Genomic DNA, 22,909 nt, shown 5'->3' on the forward strand with positions numbered 1-22,909 from the left:
AGTCTGCTTCAAACGGTGGTGTTGATCAAATAACTTATAAACAATTCCATGCAATTGTCTTTCAGGCATTTTCCAGCAAACTGTTCCGGCAGACAACCTTTTGATCAACAAAAAGAAGAAACAGCAGCAGAGCGGAAGAACTTTCCGCATCATGCTGCTGTCAGTAAATTAAATAAAGCCGAGATGCTTTATCGGACTATCGTATCACCGTCATCTTTTGATTGAAAGAAGAAGTGCCGGAAGTGGCGCTCAACAGGTAGGTACCTGTTTTGAGATTTGATGTATTAATCTCCACAGTGCTTTCACCTTTGGATAAATTCCGCTCGTTCAGCTGCTGCACCATTTCACCCTGCAGGTTATAAATCCTGATTTCTACAGGGCCGCTCTTACTGAGTGAAATTCTGATTGTAGCCTTATCCTGTACAGGGTTTGGGAAAAGCATCATGTTACTGATACCGGAAGAAACCGGTTGTATGCCCACAAGGCTGCCGGAACGGAAAACACCACGTCCGTAAGTGCCGATATAGAGATACGGTTTTCCATAATAAGGAACCTGTTTAACAACCATCACCGGCACTCTCGCCATGCCACCATTTTCTTCCGACCAGCCATCACTGTTTGAAAGATCACGTGCATAAACACCGAGATCTGTTCCGATAATTATCCTGTTGGGATTCTCCACATCCACCACGGCTGACCATACAGGCATTTTCGGAAGGTTATCGGTGATATCGCTGAAGGTCATGGTTGTACCCATGGCATTGGTGGATCGCCAGATATTGGCATCATTACCATAGCGCGCGGCAGTAACAATTACGTTGTTTGGATCACTCGGGTCAACAGCAATCCAACGGAGGTACCGGCCACTTTCCACCGGAGCAGAAAGTACGGTGATGCCACTGTCCACGGCATTCCAGGCAGCAGCTGTTGAAGAAATGGAAGGATACCGGAAGCTGTTTGCATCATCTACAGCCAGGAGGTTGGAATAACGATAAATCATGCCATTCGATGTGCCGGCAAATACGGTATTCCCGTCATTGGAAAAAGCAACACAGGTTACCCAACCGCTTGTCACCGGAAAGCGGAACCAATCAGGGCTTACGCCAAAGTCCATCGCTCCTTTAGTGAACCACATATGCCCTGAACTGCCGCCAACACCACCTGCACCCAATGCATAAAAAGTTCTCGCCGTATCCGGTTGTTCCCATAAAGCAAAAGGTGTGAGCCAGTCTGCACCTTCGTCAACGGCCCCGTCGCCGGTAGCATCTATACGGTCATCATAGAAAAGATTGAATCCGCCACCGGGCGTTGATGATCTTGTAACTGTTCCGGCAGGTAATGCAGCAAAAAAAGCATTGGGATTGATCCGTCCTATTTCGGTATTACCGCCGTCACCACCTTGCAATTCAGTTGATGACATCATGGTATTCCCAAGGAAATCAATATAGTTTGTTCCGTTGTCCTGGGTACCAAAAAGAACTTCTCCGGTAGGTGCAGCTGATACGGAATAGGCTTGTGTTACATTAAAATTACGGTTGAGATCGGAGAAGATCGGATATACATTGTTGGCAGTACCCGTTCTGAATAAACCGCCATCACATGCAACAAACATTTCGGCAGGATTGAATGGATTGAATTCGATGCCATGCATATCGGCATGAATAAAGATATCGAGGTCAAAAAATTCGCCTAACCAGTTGCTTACCGTGAACCAGCCTAATGAAGGTGAATACTTCCACATACTAAGCTGCCCTCCGACATATATCACCTCCGGGTCAGTAGGCAAAGCATTAATACAAATGTCGTAGGTTCCTTGCTGTCCGGGCGGATTGAAGTTCACGCTGCCTCCAGGGCCTATCTGCGTCCAGTTAAGGCCACCGTCAGTTGATTTATAAACACCTTGTAAATCCTGCGCTCCGCTGTTGATACAAACAGCGTACACATAAGATGCATTGGAAGAGGCCACACATAATTCTATTCTTCCAAGGCCGCTGTTTGGAAATCCTCCCTGCCCGGAGCGAAGTTCAAAACTGTCGCCATTGGGTGTGGTAGATCTGTAGTATTTATTTCCTACCACGGCATGCACATATCCATCACTTCCCACTCGCACATCCCATGAATAAGAACTGATCGGGCCGTCAGCAGTTGTCCATGTATTTCCGCCATCGGCAGATATACGCAATCCTTTATTCGTTGAAGCATAAATCCTGTTGGCATCGGTGGGACTTGTTGCGAGTCTGCTTACAAATGCCCAGTCTTCTGTTGTTGAGTTGCCGCTTGCAGGTGTGGTGGAATCCAGGTGGACAAATGTATTGCCTCCGTCCGTTGATTTCCATATGCCTTTACCCGGAAAACCGAATGCACTGAAGCCAGTGGGATTGTTCAACCCAATACCATACAATGCCTCTCCTGTTCCGAAATAAATATCTCCGTTGCTTGCCTGCACGATGGTTGTCACCACCAATGATTCCAAAAAGTCATCCACTTTTACCCAGGACTGGCCGCCGTTCGTGCTTTTCCAGATGCCACCCGATACACCGCCGGCAAATACAACACCCTGATGATCCTTATCAAATAATATAGCGCGCGCTCTTCCTCCTACATTATCAGGCCCCATTTCTTCCCATTGAATGCCCAGGCTCCGTGTGGCGCTCATGGCATCCGCCTGTTGCTGTGCAGCATACATTGCTGCAAAATCCATTTCACCGGTTTGTTCACTGGTACGAACGGTTTTCCACCACTCTACTGCTCCTGCTATTCCGCGTTCGCCATCTTCATGCCCTTCCTTTCCCTCCGGGCGACTATATGGATCATACGCAGCCATTAAAAAGAAAAACACCAGCGAGATTGATCCGGTAACTAGTAGTAAACGTCTCATAATTTGGTTCTTGGATTTAAGATCGGCTAAGTTAGAAAAGATTATCGCAAATTGAAATTCTCCGCTCCGTACTCACCACACAACTAGAAGTTATCTCAAAATACCTGATGTCATCCTCACCCGATTGATCGGGATCAGGATCTCTTCAATTCATTGACAGATGCCGAAATAAATCCGGCATGACCGCATTGATTGCCTCTTTAGAGTTAGCTTCTACTATCTTCAAGTATCACATGTTGTCTGTTCATCTTTGTTACAACAAATAATTTTACTGCCCTCTATGCCTGAAGAAACAAGATGCTTAGTTCCTCCGTCATTCAACTCTGAAGCATCAACTACAAATATCACAACCGATGAACTATCAATAAAGTTCTTGGAAAGTGGCGACAATCTTATTTGACTTTCATATTACAATTCACGGGATATTGCATGTAACGATCATACAAATTGTATTATGCAAGTACTGTATTCATTATAATCTGATGTTCTGCATGGCAACGCTGTAGCGGCAATCCAGATATGCACAATGCATGAAAATCATTTAAGCTTACAGGATTTAGAAAAACATGAAGAGATTGATTGCATTGCATTGGAACAGCTGCGCGGGTGATAATGATTTCCTGATAAGTGGAACAGGAATTACACCACATGTTTCTCCGCATGATACGATGAGCGTACCAACGGTGCACTTTCCACATATTTAAAACCCTTTGAAAGGCCGGCTTCTTCATATAATTTAAAAGTATCAGGGTGCACCCATTCTATCACCTCCAGGTGATTGCGGGTTGGCTGAAGATATTGGCCGATCGTTAATACATCGCAACCTGCTTCCCTAAGATCATCCATCACTTCAAAAACCTCTTCTTTCGTCTCGCCCAGTCCCGCCATGATACCCGATTTGGTTCTGATGTCCCCATCCTTTAAACGCCTGATGACAGCAAGACTGCGTTCATATTTTGCCTGAGGGCGTACCTTCCGGTAAAGACGGCTAATAGTTTCCATATTGTGAGATACTACTTCCGGTTTCACCTCAATTATTAAGTCAACGCTTTGCATGTTACCCTTAAAATCAGGTATCAGGGTTTCCATTGTTGTTGCAGGGTTCAACTCACGTACGGCACGTACTGTTGCTGCCCAGATAGCGGCGCCTCCGTCTTTCAGCTCATCGCGATTGACAGAAGTGAGCACCGCGTGTTTTACACCCATCAGTTTAATGGCTTCCGCCACTCTTTTAGGTTCATCCCAATCCAGTTCTGTAGGCATACCGGTGTACACGGCACAAAATCCGCAGGAGCGGGTACATACGTTGCCGAGAATCATAAAAGTCGCTGTTCCTGCTCCCCAGCATTCTCCCATGTTTGGGCAATTACCGCTTTCGCAGATCGTATGTAATTTGTAATGATCCACGAGCCCGCGCACATGACGGTAGTTTTCTCCTGTCGGCAATTTGACACGAAGCCAGTCAGGTTTTTTTAATCGTTGCGGTTTCTCCGGAAGAATATTGAATTCAATCATTTCACCATTTTTTGCCAAACTGCAGGCTCACATACAGGTTAGGATAGAATTGCTGGTTATTTTCGATCACCATGATTGGTATTCTTTTATAATAAGCGTCGAAGGTAATTCCAACTTCCAGTGTTTTGATAAAGTCATCATAGCTGGCCCAGTCAAATGCAAGTCCTGATTTGAGATGGATGCCCGGAATAAATTTTATTTCGCCAATCCCGTAACCGAAGCCGGAGCCGCCATAGATTGAAAACCAGTCGAGAAAGCGGGCGGCATTTTCTTCTGAATACTTTTCTGACACGATCCGATAGGTGGTTGAATTATCCACCGGATAAAGCAGGTCAAGGTAATACGGCTTCAGCAACCCAAGCGAAAGGCCGCCAATCACTTTCAGTCCAACTTCCACGCCTTTATGTTCGGCTCGTTCGGTGAGCATAAATTGCTGGCCGATCGCTGCATTCAGCAGGTAAAAATTATTCTGCTTTCCGTACACAAATGGCTTGGGTGAATTAATGCCGAAAAAAGAAAATCCAAAGTCAATCGTTTGCTTCACCTCCTTCGGATGATGGAGTTGTGTAAACTCAAATTCATAAATCGTTTTCTTCTTCAGTTCCTGTCGCTTACCGACATCCATAAAGATGCCCCAGCCGGCGGTATGCACACTTATACCGCCACTCAGTTCATGGTTGTAAATGACACCTTTCAGGTCACCGGGCATCTGGGCAAACAAAGCAGTGCAAACACAAACCAAAGAAGCGATGAAACTCAGGATCTTCACACTTCAATATTACTAATTTTTGACTTCACAGGAAAGCTTTGCACCGTGCTGTATAAAACACTGCTTCAAGTTCTGCATCCCGAAACACAATTACACCCAACGGGCATTTAATATTGCATCGTAATTGAAACAGTAACAAATCGCCGGTACTGCATTTATAGCTCGAAAATAATTCCGACCGAAGGCAGCACCGTACCGGTAGTGTTTTCCAAAAGATAAGTTTGATAAGAACCTTCATTGAGCGGATCCACCAGCGGGTTGCCGGCATCATCTCTCTTCACATCGAGGTAGGGCGGCAAAGTAGCATCGAAAGCATATACATTCTGCACATCCAGATAAAGGTTAAGATTGAATTTTTTGAAAAACCATTTCTTATCGAGCCGTGCATCCAGCTGATGTGAAACGGGCAGCCGTTCGGTATTCAGGTAATCATAATCCGGCAGGCCCTGTCCATATACATCCCAGACAGGAATCTGTGATGACAAGGGAATATCATACGGTGTGTAAGGCGATCCGCCTGTCAGCCGCCACTTCATGCCCAGTTCCCAGTTTTTGCCAAACTTTTTTCCTGCTGTGAGAGAAACGATTATCCTGCTGTCCCAGGACGATGCTATAAAGACATCGTGCTTATCTTTAAACTCACTCCTCACATACGTCACGGAAGCCAATCCGTAAAAACCTTTGAATAACTTTTGTTGCAGGAGCAATTCAAGTCCATAGCTCCTGCCGCTTGATGTTGAATTAACCTCCGTATTACCAATTACGCCAAAGTCGGCGCCGAGGTTGGCCAGGGAGATGGAATCACTTAATATGAACGGGTAATTACCATATGATTTGTAAAATCCTTCCAGCGAAATGCGGCCATTGCTTTGCGAGTAAAACTCAAACCCGGCAATGATATGACTACAGGATATATAGGTTATCTCATGCTGTTTGTTAACCAGTTCGCCCTCATTGTTGCGATAGCCGAGCACTGTATATGGCGGCAACTGATAATAGATACCTGTACTGAAATTAAAGTTAAACGCATCGCTGATATTGTAGGTTGCAGCCAGCCTCGGTGACAATTGACGGAGTGGATTGCTCATGGAGGAAGCATAGTTGTTAAAATCTGTGCGCAGGCCTGCTGATAACACTAACCGCCGGTCGAAGAACGGGTAAGTAACCTGTCCAAACAGTGCGTATTTACTGAAAGAAATGTCGGAAGTGAAATCAATGTTATAGATGTTTCCGTCAGGGTCTGCCTGCTTATCAAAAGTGCTGTTGTTGTATTTTACGAATTCATATCCACCGCCGTAATTTATTTTCAGCTTGTTCCGGTAGTAGTTGTTTTCAAGGCGCAGTTTGTTCTCAATCTCCTGTGACTGGTAGTTGTACAACAGGTTGGAAGGGTTACTGTCGTCGTTATTAAAATATTTTTCGGCTTCATTGTTCAGCATGTTTCTGCTGAGCACTCCCGTGACAAAATTATGCTTGCCAAAGTGCTTATACACTGCACCAATTGTGTAATTCCATTGGTTGTTCACCGGCAGATTTCCCAGGATGTACCGCTGAAGATCTGTTGAATCGGCGCCAAGATTGAGCTTGAACTGATCCAAAGCACCGAGTGAAATAATACTCAGCTCGTTTTTACGATCGAATTTAAATTTATACTTCAACTGGTAGTCATTGTACGTCGGCAGGAACGGCAGCGCCAGTGCTTTGAACAAAAACTGAAGGTACGACCTGCGAACAGAGAAGATAACCGTAGATTTTTTACCGATAGGTCCTTCCAGTGTAAGCCCAAGGTCGCTGGAGCCCAGCGTTGCGGAAAGACCGAAATGATCGCTTCTGCCGTCTTTCTGCCTGAACTCAAAAAGCGAGCTGAGTGCATTTCCTTTATTGGCTGGAAAGGCGCCGGAATAAAATTCCACGTCCTGGATAAAATCAACATTAATCATTCCCACCGGTCCGCCGGAACCGCCCTGCGTCTGAAAGTGGTTGATGTTCGGCACTTCTATTTCATCAAGATAAAACCGGTTTTCATTGGGAGCGCCGCCGCGTATGATGACATCATTGCGAAAAGAAACGGTCTGTGCGACACCTGGAAAGGATTGAATCACTTTTGATATATCGCGGTTGCCCCCGGGATTGCGCTGAATCTCATTCACACCAATGGTACGAAGGGAGACCGGGCTTTCCTCCGATTTATTAAATGCATCGGCTTTGATGGTCACCTCGTCCAGTTCTTTAACTACTGATTCCATGGGAACACTTACCTCCGCAGGCCGGGCATTGGTGACAGTAATTTCAAAAACTGTCTTCGGTTTATAACCTACCGAAGTAACCTGGATGTTGTAAAGGCCTGGCGCAAGGCTTTTCAGTTCAAAATTTCCGGCTGAATCCGTTCCGGCGCCATTAGCGGTGCCTTGTATAATAACTGTTGCGAATTCAATTGGCTGATTATTGATTGCATCAAATACCTTTCCGCGGATAATGCCCGACTGCCCTATTGCCTCTGCCGCTGCCGACAACATTACCACGATTAAAAGGAAGTGTTTCATACGTTTTTCAAATATGCATTTGACGGAAATACAAAATTGCAGTAAAAGTGTTCAGGAATTCATGATAATTTTTTTCACAGAAGCATTCGATTAAGATAAAATGAATTATTGCTGCAACTTCACTTGAAAATATCTCAAGATACCCGGAGTCATCCTGCCCTGATTGATCGGGATCCGTATCTGATCAATGCATTGAAAGTTGCCGAAATAAATACTGCATGACCGCATTGAATGCTTGTTTTGAGATAGCTTCTAACCATGTTAATTGTTCAACCTTTGCATGAATACTATCTTCAAACCCAATATGGAGAAACCTCATGAAAGAATATTTTGAAGCCAACAGGAAATTGTGGAATGAACGTACACCCGTGCATGAAAAATCGGCCTTCTACAACATGCAGGAATTTAAGAGCGGCGTCAATAGCCTGATGCCAATCGAGCTGGCTGAAGTTGGTTCCGTGACCGGTAAAAAACTGCTTCACCTGCAATGTCATTTTGGATTGGATACACTCTCCTGGCATAGACTGGGTGCCATTGTCACCGGCGTTGATTTTTCAGAAGTGGCCATTGAGACCGCGAGGAAACTGGCCGCAGAGGTACATGCAGAAGCTGCGTTTATCTGTTCGAATGTATACGACCTTGATCAGCATTTACAGGAAACCTTCGATATAGTGTTCACATCCTATGGCGTGATCGGCTGGTTGCCTGACCTTGATAAATGGGCGGCAGTCATTGCCCGTTCATTGCGAACCGGAGGCGTCTTTTATATAGCAGAATTTCATCCCGTCGTGTGGATGTTTGACAATGACTTTGAGAAAATCAAATATGCCTATCACAACACATCAGTAATTAAAGAAGAAGAATCGGGTACCTATGCTGATCCCGGTGCCGGTATCAGGACTACTTCCTATACCTGGAATCACGGACTTGGTGAAGTAGTAACAGCGCTTGTTTCGCATGGTTTGCAAATTGAATTCCTGCACGAATTTCCATTCTCTCCATACAATTGCTTTCAGAAAACCGTTAAAGGTGCCGACGGAAACTACCGGATTAAGCACCTGGAAAATCTCCTGCCCTTGATGTATTCGATTCGAGCCACCAAACTTTAACTGCTGATCAGCACCAATGATAATACTAAAAGAAGTCGTGAAATCATATGGATCATCAGCGGTGGTGCAGGTGCCGTTGTTTCAGCTGGATCATGGCATTCACTGGCTGAAGGGTATCAACGGATCTGGTAAAACTACATTGATGAAATTGATGGCCGGGCTTTTGCCCTTTGAAGGTGATGTGCTGCTGAACACATCAGTTTCCATAAAGAAAAACAGGATGCAATATCTGCGCCTCGTCAGTTATGCGGAGGCCGAGCCGCTTTATCCGCCATTTTTAAGTGGCAAGGATCTGTTGCATCTGTTTATAAAATCAAAAGGTGCTGACAAAGAGCAAGCCGAAGGATTGGTGGATATATTACAGGTAAATTCATTTATTAATCAGCCGGCGGGAACCTATTCAAGCGGCATGATGAAAAAGATTTCGCTGCTGCTCGCATTCACCGGACATCCGAAACTTATATTACTCGATGAACCGCTCGTTACGATTGATGATAATACCATACCGGCTATCAACCGTCTCATTCATGACTACCACGTGAAGCATGGTGTTACCTTCCTGCTTACTTCACACCAGGCATTTGATGCAACTGCCTTTCCCATCACACACAAGCTGCTGATGGAAGATCATACCATCAAAATACTGTCATGATGAAACTACCGCAACTGTTGTATCGTGTAACCGGCCTTCCATTTTATCAGCGTCATGCAGGCTTGTTCCTTTTTATTTTTATCATACTCTTTGGTGTAGTGCAGGGGAATCAACTGATCAGTTATCACCTCAGCCTTATGTATGCCATGCTGGGTTCCCCGTTATTTATGCTGGTTGTTTCGCTGATATGGCTATTGTATGCCATGAAGTGTTATCAGTTTACCGCTAAAACACTTGCAGAACAACAAAATCAGTTTCTCTACATCACAGCTGCGCAGGATCCGAAACTGCTCCTTGGTGCTTTGCTGTCCGCCCAGTGTTTTATCTACCTGCCGGTTTTGATCTATGCCCTGCTGCTGGTTTTGCTGGGCATATATTCCGGGCAGTTTGCCGCCGCCGCATACGTGGCTGTCTTCCATACAGCAATCTGTTTGGCGAGCGCATTCCGTTACAGGTATCATCTCCATCATCCTGCTGCCGGGCGGCAACTTTTTCATTATGGTTTTTTAAGGTTTCGATTCAGGAAGAATATTCCGGCCATCTTTGTATCACAGTTGTTGAAGGAGATGAAGGTGATTTTCATGGTCACCAAATTTTTCTCCGTTACGATTATCATAGCTTTCCTCAATGGATTTTTCATTGACAGCTACGACAGCCGCGTAGTGATGCTTGGCTTCCTGGCAGGCATAACGGCGCATTGCGTATTGGTTTTCGAGTTCAGGAGATTTGAAGAAACACTTTTTATGTTTTATCGCACCCTTCCGTTCAACAGCTTCATTCGCTGGCTGAATCTGACGGCGGTGTATCTGATAATACTGATGCCCGAATGGCTTATTTTTTCCATGGCCATTCCGGACAGACTGCATGTTGGTGACAGTTTATGGTTACCTTTTTTCGGCGCAGCTCTCTTAATGGCTTACCACTGCCTGCTTTACAAACCTCCGCTGGATATGGAAAAATACCTGCAATGGGTTTTTAGTATTGCAGCTGTCCTGTTCTTTTTGCTGCTGTATAAATGGTACCTGATTATGATTGTATTGTTAAGCATGCTCTCTATATTTTATTTCCGGAAATGGTATTTACGGTTTGAACTGACTGAAGGCCAACTATAACTCTACAGCAATGGGAATCCCGCTTGTGGAACCAAACAAAAGATACTAACCGGTAAAAGTTGAAACATGATGTTTCGAATTGCAGACAGAATGTTAGGTTAACACATCATCCTGAGATTTCAGGTTATCGAAACAAAGCATTTCATCAGATATGAATGAATTACATCTGCAATTCCAAAAAACGAATGGCCTGAAATCATACCTTGCTTGCCATAGCTTATTTCGCGGCTTCCCGAATGATTTATAATTTTAGAACCTGACACACGTCGCCATACCATTTTTCTACAGGACATCATCCGCTTATTTTTCAGTACTGCTGTTCATGCAGCTGATCATGTTTACCCGAACAACCTTTGCGCAGATTCCCACCGAACAGGATTGTCTCGGCGCCATTCCGATATGCGACTTCATCTGGACGACGGGTAGTTCCACTCTGGGTAGCGGCAATTATCTGAATGAAGTAAGCCCGGGCACCTGCCTCGTTTCCGGCGAATTAAACAGCACCTGGTTTACGTTTACGGTCATCAATTCCGGTGATCTTGCTTTTGTGATCACGCCGATAGACCTTACCGCCGATTATGACTGGGCACTCTATAATCTTACGAATGCATCTTGTGAAGAAATACCTACCAACGGTTCCCTGATGGCGAGTTGCAATTCATCACAATATGGGGTAACCGGTATTTCTTCTACCGGCAGCGGCAACTGGAATGGCCCCGGACCTACACTGGCATTTAACTACCTTTTACCGGTTGCAGCCGGTGAAACCTTTGCATTAAATATTCATAACTGGAGCACTTCCAATGGCGGATATTCCATCGATTTCTCCACTTCCACCGCAACCATCTTTGATACCGTACCGCCAATACTTCAGATTGTTTCAACCATCGGATGTAATCCTACATCACTCACCTTCACCTTTTCTGAAAACGTGTTATGCAGTACGGTGCAGGCAGGAGATTTTGCACTTTCAGGACCTGGCGGACCCTTTGTTATCAGCAGCGTAACAGGTGCAGCCTGTGCAAGCGGCGGTGTGCAGGAAAAAACTTTCATCATCGACTTCTCACCGGCATTGGAGAATGGTGAAACATATACTTTCGGATTAACCGGTTTGGCCGGCTATGTAACTGATTTATGCGGAAATATTGCAGATACCTCTTCGCTCGTATTCCAGGCGCCGGGGCCGTTGATTCAAACAGACTCCATTCACCAGCCGGTCTGCAGCGCCAACAGCGGGGCTATCTATGTGTCCGGAATCTCAGGAATAAGTCCCTACAGCTATTCTTTGAATAATGGCGCCTTGCAATCCAGTGGCGCCTTTACCGGACTTTCAGCAGGCAATTATCTGATGACCGTAACGGATAGTGCAGGTTGCACGGATACATTAACAGTGAATTTATTGCCCGGCCCCGGCGGCGTTGATGCAGCCATCGTTTCTTCCACCAACCTGAAGTGCCCGAATGAATGCACCGGCAGCATCACCGTAGCAGGTAACGGAGGCACAATGCCATATACTTATGCATGGTCGAATGGCGGACCAGCCTCGTCCACCATCAATAATCTTTGCGCCGGATATTATACTGCCACCATTATTGATGCCGCCGGATGTTATGATACTGCAGGCGTACTGCTGCAGCAACCTGATACCTTTTTGGTAACAACAACTCAGCTGGTGCAGCCTTCGTGTAATGGCTATGCTGATGGACACATTACTGTTAATGTTTCGGGCGGAACGCCGGGTTATACATTTGAATGGTCGCCGGAAGGCGGCACAGGTTTAACAACCACCAACATCGCTGCGGGATTATATACTGTTCTGGTTACCGATGCAAAACAATGTACCTATAGCGCCATTGTGATTTTATCACAACCGGCACCGGTGACTGTTACGCCACCTGCTGATACCATTGTCTGCGTTGGAACAGGCGGAGATTTGTTTGCCGATGCCAATGGCGGCACTCCACCATACTCCTTCATTTGGGAAAATATTTACACCGGCAATCCATTTCCTGTTGCTCCTCTTCATGACACAGCTTATTCAGCTATTGCCATCGACAGTCATGGCTGTCAGAGTGAGCCGCAGGTTTTTAATGTTATTGTTGACCAAGTTCCTGTTGTGGATTTGGGGAAGGACTCTATCCTGTGTATTGGAGACTCTATTGTACTATCCGCTGCATTTCCAGGGGCATCTTACAGCTGGCAGGATGGATCCACGGCCGATAATTTTACCATTCTGCTTCCAGGTATCTATTGGGTGACGGTTTACAACACTTGCTTTGACACTTCCGACACATTGATTGCTGATTACACCGATTGTTCCGCCTGTGTACACTATCCTACCGGATTTTCGCCTGACGGTAATCAGCAGAATGACCTTTTCCGACCCGTAATCACCTGCCCGGTGAGTGAATACAATATGAAAATATTTAACCGCTGGGGACAACTGATCTTTGAAACCAGCAACGTGAATGATGGCTGGAACGGTGAATATCTGCAGCAACCGGCCGAAGTGGGAGTTTATGTTTGGACAGTAGATTATACAGGCCTTCGCCATGCAACCTACTTCACCGAAAAATTGTCAGGCAATGTGACGCTCCTCCGCTAACGTCTGACGGAAGACTCTCTGCATAATCACGGTGTTTGCAAGTGGAATTGAAAGTATGTCGATAACACAGTAAGATTGATTTCGCCTGCTGACAAATGATTCATAAATTTGAGCATCTTTAAAATTGCATGCGCCACCTTTACAAGATAACTGCGGGATATCTCTGTCTATTGATTGGATGCTGCCTTATGTTGCAGCCGGCTGCTTGCATTGCGCAGATTCCTACCTTCCAGGATTGCCTGGGAGCAATTCCGGTTTGCAACCAGGTTTATCAGACACCAAGTTCAACATTCGGAACCGGTAACTATCCCAACGAACAAGGCCCTGGCACTTGCCTTATTCCGGGTGAATATAACAGCAGCTGGTACACTTTTAATATCAGCAGCAGCGGAACCTTTGCATTCACCATTGTGCCTGCCTCACCCGGTGCTGATTATGACTGGGCCATGTATAATCTGACCAATGCAAGCTGTGCTGAAATTCAGACGAATGGTTCGCTGATGGTGAGTTGCAATTCTTCGCAGTACGGCTTCACCGGTATTTCCGCCAGCGGTTCCGGTAACTGGAACGGTCCCGGCCCGACGAATGCCTTCAATGCTTTGCTGAATGTAAACGCCGGAGAAACCTATGTACTGAATATCAATAACTGGAGCGGCACAACAGGTGGTTATACCGTTGACTTCAGCAGCTCAACGGCTTCCATTTTTGATACCGTGAAGCCTTATATCAGCAGTATAGATCCTGTCATCTGCAATAACAGTCAACTCACATTTAATTTTTCTGAAAATATTCTTTGTGGCAGCGTACAGGCAGCTGACTTTTTAATTACCGGCCCCGGCGGCCCTTATACGATCAGCAGCGTAGCCGGAGCCACCTGCCTCGCAGGCGGAACGGCAGAAGTAACCTTTACGGCGAATGTTTCTCCGGCCATCACTACCGGCGGCAATTATCTTTTGCATCTAACCAGCTTATCAGGATCAGTTACAGATCTGTGCGGACTCAATGCAGATACGGCCGCTGTGCCATTCTTTGTAAGTGCTGTGCAGGCCGTGATTGATTCAGTGGTACAACCCACCTGCGGCGGTTATAACGGAGAAATCTTCGCATCAGGCACCGTTGGCACACCACCCTATCAGTTTTCCATCAATGGAAGCCCTTATCAAAACGGCAGCTCATTTAGTGGCATGGACAGCGGTACCTATTACATCACTGTCAAGGATTCTTTTGGATGCGTCGATACTGCCATTGTAACTTTCCAGCCTTCCACCGGTGCCGTAAAAGCCACCAAATTATTCGCGCAGGATATCAATTGCTTTAATGCATGTGACGGTGCAATTTCCGTATCCGGTGAAGGAGGCGTTCCTCCTTATGCTTATTTATGGAATAACGGTGCACCTCCGAGCGCGAACATCGGTGGCCTCTGCCCTGCTAACTACAAAGTAACTGTAACAGATGCTTATAATTGTTCCGATACACTCAGTATCGTCTTAGCTGAACCACCCGAAGTGCATTTCCAGGTAACCGATCTGAAGAATGCGGTGTGCAATGGATATAAAGACGGCAGTGTGTCACTTAACATCACCGGCGGCAATCCACCTTTTACCTATGTCTGGACTCCTTACGGTGGTGGAAGTAACACAGCAACCGGTCTTGGTGCAGGAGAATACAACCTTCTGCTGATTGACATTCATCAGTGTAAATACGATACGGTTATTACCATCAAAGAACCGGATCCGCTGGCCATTATATATCCGGGTGATACCACCATTTGTTTTGGTACACAGGCACGGCTGACAGCACCAGCCGTTGGAGGCAATGCAGGATTGTATGGTGTCATCTGGAACAATGGCGTTTCAGTTGATGACCCATATTTCGTTCAGCCATTTCAGGATCAGACCTATACGGCCGTTGCTTTTGACGACAGTAGTTGTTTCAGTCAGCCACAGGAATACAGGGTGTATGTAGCTCAAAAACCGCTGATAGATTTAGGAGAAGACTCTGTATTATGTTATGGAGAAGTATTATTCAAAGATGTCTTTTTCCCAGGCGCAGAATACCGATGGCAGGATGGCTCCATCTATCACGATTATGCGATCCGGGAACCCGGCTTGTATACCGTTGATGCCTACAATAGCTGCTTCCATACATACGACAGCCTTTATGTTGCCTTTGATGACTGCGGAAGCTGCCTGCATGTACCCAATGCCTTTACTCCAAACAATGACGGATTAAATGATCTTTTTGTTCCTGCTATTGGCTGTGATTTTACATCCTATGATTTCAAAGTATTCAACCGTTGGGGCCAGGTGGTATTTTCTACCAATGATCCCAATGCAGGCTGGAACGGGCAAAACGATAATAAGCCGGCTGAAATGGGTACTTATGTCTGGACAATTGCTTATGAAGGAACCGAGCATGGCCTGAAACTTTCGGAGCATTTGACCGGTGGCGTAACACTGATCCGATAGAAATTATCTCAAAATACCCGGAGTCATCTTGTTCCGATTGATCGGGATCAGGATCTCTTCCATTCATTTACAGATGCAGAAATTAATTCGGCATGACCGCATGGATTGCCTGTTTTGAGATAGCTTCTGATACTTCCGACCTCCGGTATCACGATATGTACTACCACTAACATGATTCATAGTTCCCTTCTTCATATTCACCTGCTAATGGATTTTCCAACGATCATTGCCTCGATTGGCGTCAGCCTCCTGCTCATCGCTTTTTTCCTTCAGGTCTTCCAGCTTACGGATGAGAGAAGCTATACCTATATCGGACTCAATGTGCTTGGTGCGGCTATTGCCTGCTATGCTTCCTGGCTGATAGAATTTATGCCCTTTGTTATTCTGGAAGGTACGTGGGGTGCTGTAGCAATAGGCGGACTGGTGAAGAAACTGCGTAGTTAAGGTATTCTTTCGAACAACAATGCCAGTTGTTTCATGCTGCACCTTTTGGGCTTCATTTTCCCGGGTGATTTAGTTGAAGACTGTTGCAAACAAACTATTGAATTTCCGGAACGAAAAGCAGACGGGCCTGTGTGCCCTTCATGTCGGAAATTAACTGAAGCTGTTCGTAAACCGAATAAAAAGCCCCGAGTTTCGATTTTAGCGCACTTTGCTCTTTGCCTTCTCTGAACATACTGATCAGTTCAAACATATCCTTATCCACCTCCGGATATTCCACAAGCCGGTAGGTGGTTGATTTTGCAAGATGAGTGGCAACGCTGATTGCATCTTCCAGTCCACCCAGCGTATCCACCAACCCGAAAGCCAATGCCTGGCTGCCTGTCCATACCCGGCCTTGTGCAATGGTATCTACGAGGGACGGATCTAATTTCCTGCCCTTTGCCACAGTTGATTTAAAGTCGCGATAGATGCTGTCAACGCCTCTTTGCACAATCACTTTTTCATCCTCACGCATCGGGCGGGAGACATCGCCAAAATCAGAATATCTGCCTGTGTTAACACCGTCGAAGTTTATACCGAGTTTGTCCTCCAGCAATTTCTGCATATTGGGATAGATGCCAAATACACCAATAGACCCCGTGAGTGTATTCGGCTGTGCAACAATTTTAGTTGCATAAGCTGAAACGTAATAACCGCCGGACGCAGCATAATCACCCATCGAAACCACCACCGGTTTTTTTGCAGCCGTGAGTTGCACTTCACGTGCAATGATATCGGAAGCCAGTGCGCTGCCGCCAGGTGAATTCACCCTGAACACAACAGCCTTCACTTTATCATCGTCGCGCAATTTCCTGAGTTGCTTCACAAATTTCTCTGAACCGATATTATCATCGCCTCCTTTACCATCCACAATATCACCGGAGGCAAAGAGTATGGCGATCTTATCCGTTTCGAGGCTGACTTCTTCTTTTTTGCCCGGTACGGTAAGATACTTCGTCAGTGAAACCATTTGAATCTTATCATCTTCGCCAAGTTTGAGCTGTGCTCTCAGGTAATCGCGCACCTGGTCATCGAACCATGTCTCGTCGACAAGGCCATAACTTTTGGCATCACGTGCATTTTGCACCAGCAGGTTATTGTTGATGCTGTCAAGCTGCAGTATGCCGATCTTTCTGCTTTCGGCAATATTTCTCATCACCTTGTCATACACATCCTTCAGGAGCGTCATCGTCATTAATTCATTTTCCCTGCTCATAGAATCGAGGCGGAAGGGCTCTGTGGCGGATTTGAATTTGCCATCATAAAAAACCTGTGCCTGAATGCCGACTTTGTCAAGCAGTCCTTTGAAAAAAGGATATTGTGCACTCATGCCGTTGAATTCAACCACTCCTTTTGGATTCAGTATCACCTTATCGGCCACGCTGCAGAGGTAATAGGCTTTTTCCGTGTATAATTCAGCATAGGCAACCACAAATTTTCCCGACTTTTTAAAATCAAGCAAGGCATTCCTGATTTGTTCCGTATTCGCCATGCCGAGGCCTATATATCCGAAACTCAGATAAATACCTTTGATGGAAGGATCGGTCTTCGCCTTTTCTATATTCTTCATGATGTCATAAACTCCCGGCGCTATGGCAGGTTTAAAATCGGCAAACGACATACCCTGGAAAGGAATGTAAGTCGTTTGTTCCGGGATCTCATAACTCAGGTTTAGATTCAGTACGCTGTTCGGCTTTACGCTGGCCGTTTCAATGCTTGAAAATGAAGATGCCAAAGCCGCGATAAAAGCGATGACAATAAACAGAAGCAGCAGGCTGCCAATTATGAAAGCGAGCAAAGAACCAAAAAATATTTTCCAGAAACTCATTGAAGCAGGTTTTATGGGTAGACGAAGAAGGTGCAAATTTATGTTAAATAAGCTGATGGCAGTAAACCACTCCCAAACCTGATTCAAGCAGGTTAATGATTAAAAGGAATTGCCATGAATTGCTGATATATGGCTCCCATGTTTTTTATCATTCTGCCGCTCATTATAAAAAGATGTTACTATGGATATCCATGTTTTTACTGATGTGCTGCCACACAATGTAACGGACGGAGTATTATCTTCCACACCGGAATGATGCGCTATAATTACATAACGATTGAAGGCAATATCGGAGCAGGTAAAACATCACTGGCCAACATGCTGGCGAAGGATTACCATGGCAAACTCATACTCGAACAATTTGCAGACAATCCTTTTCTTCCATTGTTCTACAAAAACCCGCGCCAATATGCCTTTCCGCTCGAGCTATTTTTTCTTGCCGAAAGATACCAGCAGCTGAAAGATGTGGCAGCCATGCAGGACCTGTTCAGTTCTTTTACGGTTTCGGATTATCTTTTTGCGAAATCACACCTTTTCGCAAGTATCAACCTTGTTGAGGAAGAGTTTAAACTCTTCAAACGCCTGTCACAGATTATCCAGGCTTCACTGCCTGAACCGGAATTGTTACTCTACCTGCACAGTCCCGTGGAGGTGATCTTGTCCAACATCGCCAAACGGGGACGCCCTTATGAAAAAGATATATCCGCTGAGTACCTGGGCAAGATTCAACAGGTCTATTTCGATTACTTCAAAACGCAGATGCAGCTGCGCATCGTAATACTTGATGTATCGAAAATTAATTTCATTGAAAATAAACAGGATTACAACCGCATTATTGATTTGCTGCAGCAGGAACATCAGCCCGGAACAAATGTGATTACCCTGTGATGCATGGTGGGAAAAAAAACCATTTTAAAATCAATACAATCCTTACTTTTGCTCGCTCCTGAAAATCATTCAACATGGAAGAAACTAAAAGGTCATCGAAAAGTCTTTACTGGATACTGTTTTTTATCTCGTTAACGGCAATGGTATTACTGCTCATCTTCCTGCCGGAATGGTTCTGGATAAGCCTTCCCTTCACTATCACTTTTCTTGCCGGAGCTATGGATGCACTTTAGCATTCGTTCCTTTGCTGCTGCCATCACAGGCTGTTTATTATAGCCTACTCTTGTTTTCTATCCTCCACGTTCATTGCTGTGGTCTCCTTACTGATTGATTATTGTACGGCTGTAACTAATGATTCTTTTTGCGCAGTAAGAATGGGTTTCACTTTCCCCCGAAAAGTTTATCCAATCCTTTTACATTTGCCCGTATGGTGCAAAAGGTCTTCATCTTATATGTGTTAGCCGGTTACCTGCTGCTGCCGGCCATCACTTTTGCACAAACAGGCACCATATCAGGCAGGATAACCGACAAGGGAGATAACAGCGAACTGATCGGTGTCACCATAATGGTAACGGGCACACGCTACGGTGCAGTAACAGATGAAAACGGTCAGTATTCCATCAGCCTCCCTGCCGGCACCTACACCCTGAATGTAAGTTATATCGGTTATGAAAAAACACTTTATACCGGTATTGTAATACGGCAGGATGAACAAAAAGTACTCGACATTCAGTTAAACGCGACGGCCGTTACCATTGACCAGGAAATTGTGATCATCGGAGAGCGGCCATTGATAGATGTGGAAGAATCCAAAAGCTCTTCACAAATCAACAAAGAGGTGATAGAGGCGGCTCCCACCCGTGCCGTGCAGGGCCTGCTGAATACACAAACCGGTGTGGTGCTTAACCCTGAAGGCATTCACATCCGTGGTGGCAGAACCTATGAAACGGGATTTTATATCGACGATGTTTCGGCTACTGATCCGCTGGCGGGCACAGGGTTCGGCATTGATATCGGCACCAATGCCATTGACAATATCGATGTAACCACGAGTGCACCGGGTGTTGAATATGGAGATGCCACATCCGGCATAGTGAATACGAAAACAAAAAGCGGAGGAGATAAATTTGCACTGGCCTTATCACTGAAGCGGGATAATTTTGGCTTTAACAGTGATCAGCAATCCTGCTTCAACCAGTCGACCTATGAAGCTGGCCTCGGAGGACCAATCAGGTTTACCAAAGACCATCCCGCAAAACTTCATTACTTCACTTCTTTCAAATTCAATTTCACTGATACTTATATTAAAGCGCCGGCAGAGCAGGTGATCTCTTCTCTTTATCCGGATGTGTTCTGGACACCTTATGAAGACAATCGATGGGCCGGCATGCTCAAGCTGAATTATGATTTCAGCTCCACCAAAAAACTATCATTCTCCTATCTGCGTTCCATCACTGCCAACCAGGATTACAATATGCTCCGCATCACAGGCAATGATGTCGGATTCACGCCCGGTTATCAGTTTAGTTTTGCCCTGCAGCCCGACAATGCAAATACTTATACGCATGATACCAATCTCGAATCGCTGAGTTGGAGCCACACGCCACAACCAAATATCTCTTACAGGGTTTCGCTGTCGCGACTTTTTGTGCATTTGCGCGCCGATGCAAACGGGCGCGACTGGCGGCCGGCAGAAGTGAGTACTGAGTTTGATCCGGCATCGATCGTGGAGTTTCCCGCAACCTATTTTAATCCGGATGACTCCATCGTATTTGTGAATCCTGCTCCCGGCCTCTATAACAACGATGGCATTGCCACGCTGTGGCACGATCATTATGTGGAAGATTACACGGCAAAAGGTTCAGCCACCTTCTATTCCAAGAACACACTCAACAGGTTTTATTTTGGAACAGAATTCAAAGCAGAGGAACTGCAATGGATTGATATTACCCGGCCATGGATCGGCGCACCGATTGAATTGCCGGACAGCCAGTTCACACAATCATTCAGGCTCGGTGATGTAAGCGATGTATGGAAGGTGAATCCTATCAAAGGTGCCGTATTTGTATCCGACAAATACAAGTTTCATGGATTGATTGCGGAAGTAGGGCTGCGTTTTGAATACTGGATGCCCGGGAAATTTGTAGATGATGCCGTCAGCAATCCTGAAGCTCTGATTGCTGATGAAATCCGGCAGAGTTACCTCGATCATACCATTAACGTGATGGGTTTACGGACGAAGGCCCGGCTGTTGCCCAAGTTATCCGCCAGTTTTCCCATTAAAGAAAACCAGGTGATGTATTTCAACTATGGACAAAGCACGATCTCACCGCATCCTTCCTATATCTATGCAGGGCTCGACCCCTACTATGCTGACCGTTCAACGTTAGGTTTCATCGGTAATCCTGATCTCAACCCTGAAGTGGATATCTCCTACGAGTTGGGCCTTAAGTCGCAGATCTCGCAGAATGATGCCCTCAATGTTTCCGCCTATTGGAAAGACAAATATGATTTCATTACCTCCAGCACTATCCTGCTGGAGGATGCAACAGGACGTGAAGTAAGCCGTACCATTCGTATCAATGCAGACTATGCGCGCGTGCGTGGCGTGGAAGCAACCTATATTAAGCGCATTCAGAAGTGGTTTGAATCGAGTTTATCCATCTCCTACAGCGTGGCCACCGGCCAGAGTTCCTCCGCTTCGCAGGGACTCGAAGAAATACTGGCCACCGGCAACAGCGTGAGCTCGAAAGAAACCTACCTGGCATGGGACTCACCGCTCGATGCCAAAGGATATGTTTTGTTCACCGTAAATAATACAGATGGGTTGTTTAATAAAAAATGGATCAATCAATTCAGCTTTTATACCGAAGCCATTTACCGCACCGGAAGACGATATACGCCTTACCTCTTTGCCGGCACAGAACCTAATTCAGGCAGGCCTATTTATGAAATTGATGCAGATCCCGAACACCGCTACAGCGACCTTTCGGTTTCATCCTTCTGGCTCAATTCGTCACTGAAAAAATGGTTTACCATCAGCAAGGTGCAAATGGCAATCACCCTCGAACTGACGAATCTGCTGAACAATAAAAATACAGCTATCGTCAATCCTGTAACCGGTAAAGCCTATGAATACGGCGATGATGTACCCACAGAATGGCGCGATCCACGTTACCTCGATCCGCGCGATCCACGATCTTCCAATATTCCGCCTGATAACCCGGCAAGGTATTATGAACAAAGGCATGTCTTGCTGGGCGTTTCGATTAAACTCTGAGCTGCGCCCCTGCATTCAGTTATCTTTTTGTACTAGTAGATTCTGTGAGCTGCTTTCCTCTTGAGTATTCACCTTAGCTTATTCCACACATCCCACAATACAATTCCGGCTGCCACGCTCACATTGAATGAATGCTTGGTTCCGAACTGTGGTATTTCAATCAGGTGATCTGCAAGTGGAAGCAAATTACTTTGCACTCCCTCCACTTCATTGCCGAATACAATAACATAATTCTTCTCTTTTGAAGGTAAAAAATCCTGTAAGGCAATGCTTCCTGTGGTATGTTCAGCAATCACAATAGTTGATTGCCGGCGTTTCAGCCCTTCCAATAAACTCTTCGTATCCGGAAAATGCTGCCAGTCCACGGAAGACGTGCTGCCTAAGGCTGTTTTCAGCACTTCCCTGTTCGGAGGTGCCGGCGTAATTCCACAGAGATATAGCTGCTGAAGCCCAAAAGCATCGCACGTTCTGAACACGGCACCGGTATTATGTCCGCTCCTGACGTTATCGAGTACTACCGCCACAGACATACTGCCGGAAGTCTTGTATGCTGCAACGGTTAACCGTTTTAACTCCTCCATCGCTAATTTTCGCATCTGAATAGTCTTACCACAAATTGAAACAATAAAAATTAAAGGTCGAATCCTATTGAATATAGTTGCCCGTTTTAGTCAGGGTAGTATTTCACAGTATGTTATTTTATTCAACGTAAGGCTATCATGGCATTGACTGCAAACCACCTGATACAGCACTTAAGCAGGCAAGACTCATTTTTCTTC

General features: G+C 45.6%; 15 protein-coding genes. 9 read left to right on the forward strand and 6 right to left on the reverse strand.

Annotated features, from left to right (window positions below; genetic code table 11):
- Window positions 1-196: 196 nt before the first annotated feature.
- The 4 genes from K1X61_04765 to K1X61_04780 form a co-directional block, all read right to left on the reverse strand.
- Window positions 197-2,878, reverse strand: coding sequence for a T9SS type A sorting domain-containing protein (locus K1X61_04765; protein MBX7107941.1), 2,682 nt, complete (start codon window positions 2,876-2,878; stop codon window positions 197-199).
- A gap of 639 nt (window positions 2,879-3,517) precedes the next feature.
- Entirely contained in the window at window positions 3,518-4,393 is an 876-nt protein-coding gene (gene lipA / locus K1X61_04770; protein ID MBX7107942.1) for a lipoyl synthase, read from the reverse strand.
- Window position 4,394: 1 nt separating this feature from the next.
- Window positions 4,395-5,162: a hypothetical protein gene (locus tag K1X61_04775; GenBank protein ID MBX7107943.1), complete on the reverse strand. Its 768-nt coding sequence runs from the start codon at window positions 5,160-5,162 to the stop codon at window positions 4,395-4,397.
- 155 nt (window positions 5,163-5,317) lie between these two features.
- Window positions 5,318-7,705 (reverse strand): TonB-dependent receptor, encoded by a 2,388-nt coding sequence (locus K1X61_04780; GenBank protein MBX7107944.1) that lies wholly within the window; start codon window positions 7,703-7,705, stop codon window positions 5,318-5,320.
- Window positions 7,706-8,022: 317 nt separating this feature from the next.
- Between K1X61_04780 and K1X61_04785 the strand changes: the two genes are divergently transcribed.
- From K1X61_04785 to K1X61_04810, 6 genes are all read left to right on the forward strand, one after another.
- Window positions 8,023-8,814, forward strand: coding sequence for a class I SAM-dependent methyltransferase (locus tag K1X61_04785; protein ID MBX7107945.1), 792 nt, complete (start codon window positions 8,023-8,025; stop codon window positions 8,812-8,814).
- Between the two features lie 16 nt (window positions 8,815-8,830).
- Complete coding sequence (locus K1X61_04790) at window positions 8,831-9,466, forward strand: ATP-binding cassette domain-containing protein (GenBank protein MBX7107946.1); 636 nt, start codon at window positions 8,831-8,833, stop codon at window positions 9,464-9,466.
- Entirely contained in the window at window positions 9,463-10,578 is a 1,116-nt protein-coding gene (locus K1X61_04795; GenBank protein ID MBX7107947.1) for a hypothetical protein, read from the forward strand. The genes K1X61_04790 and K1X61_04795 overlap by 4 nt, the downstream gene beginning before the upstream one ends.
- Before the next feature lie 334 nt (window positions 10,579-10,912).
- Window positions 10,913-13,183, forward strand: a complete 2,271-nt coding sequence (locus K1X61_04800) for a gliding motility-associated C-terminal domain-containing protein (protein MBX7107948.1) — start codon at window positions 10,913-10,915, stop codon at window positions 13,181-13,183.
- A 128-nt stretch (window positions 13,184-13,311) separates the two neighbouring features.
- Window positions 13,312-15,651, forward strand: coding sequence for a gliding motility-associated C-terminal domain-containing protein (locus K1X61_04805; protein MBX7107949.1), 2,340 nt, complete (start codon window positions 13,312-13,314; stop codon window positions 15,649-15,651).
- Between the two features lie 171 nt (window positions 15,652-15,822).
- The gene (locus tag K1X61_04810; GenBank protein MBX7107950.1) at window positions 15,823-16,095 is read left to right on the forward strand and encodes a hypothetical protein; all 273 of its coding nucleotides are present in this window, start codon (window positions 15,823-15,825) and stop codon (window positions 16,093-16,095) included.
- 94 nt (window positions 16,096-16,189) lie between these two features.
- Here the strand turns inward: K1X61_04810 and sppA are convergent, their stop codons facing one another.
- Entirely contained in the window at window positions 16,190-17,962 is a 1,773-nt protein-coding gene (gene sppA / locus K1X61_04815; GenBank protein ID MBX7107951.1) for a signal peptide peptidase SppA, read from the reverse strand.
- Window positions 17,963-18,217: 255 nt separating this feature from the next.
- Between sppA and K1X61_04820 the strand changes: the two genes are divergently transcribed.
- The 3 genes from K1X61_04820 to K1X61_04830 all read left to right on the forward strand — a co-directional run bounded on the left by K1X61_04820 (window position 18,218) and on the right by K1X61_04830 (window position 22,130).
- The gene (locus tag K1X61_04820) at window positions 18,218-18,850 is read left to right on the forward strand and encodes a deoxynucleoside kinase (GenBank protein ID MBX7107952.1); all 633 of its coding nucleotides are present in this window, start codon (window positions 18,218-18,220) and stop codon (window positions 18,848-18,850) included.
- Window positions 18,851-18,924: 74 nt separating this feature from the next.
- Entirely contained in the window at window positions 18,925-19,083 is a 159-nt protein-coding gene (locus K1X61_04825) for a hypothetical protein (GenBank protein MBX7107953.1), read from the forward strand.
- 194 nt (window positions 19,084-19,277) lie between these two features.
- A complete protein-coding gene (locus tag K1X61_04830; protein ID MBX7107954.1) occupies window positions 19,278-22,130 on the forward strand; it encodes a TonB-dependent receptor in 2,853 nt (950 codons plus the stop codon).
- A 68-nt stretch (window positions 22,131-22,198) separates the two neighbouring features.
- Here K1X61_04830 and K1X61_04835 read toward each other — a convergent pair whose 3' ends face one another.
- The gene (locus tag K1X61_04835; protein MBX7107955.1) at window positions 22,199-22,711 is read right to left on the reverse strand and encodes a TrmH family RNA methyltransferase; all 513 of its coding nucleotides are present in this window, start codon (window positions 22,709-22,711) and stop codon (window positions 22,199-22,201) included.
- Window positions 22,712-22,909 lie beyond the last annotated feature (198 nt).

Source organism: Chitinophagales bacterium (assembly GCA_019694975.1).
GTDB lineage: Bacteria > Bacteroidota > Bacteroidia > Chitinophagales > UBA10324 > JACCZZ01.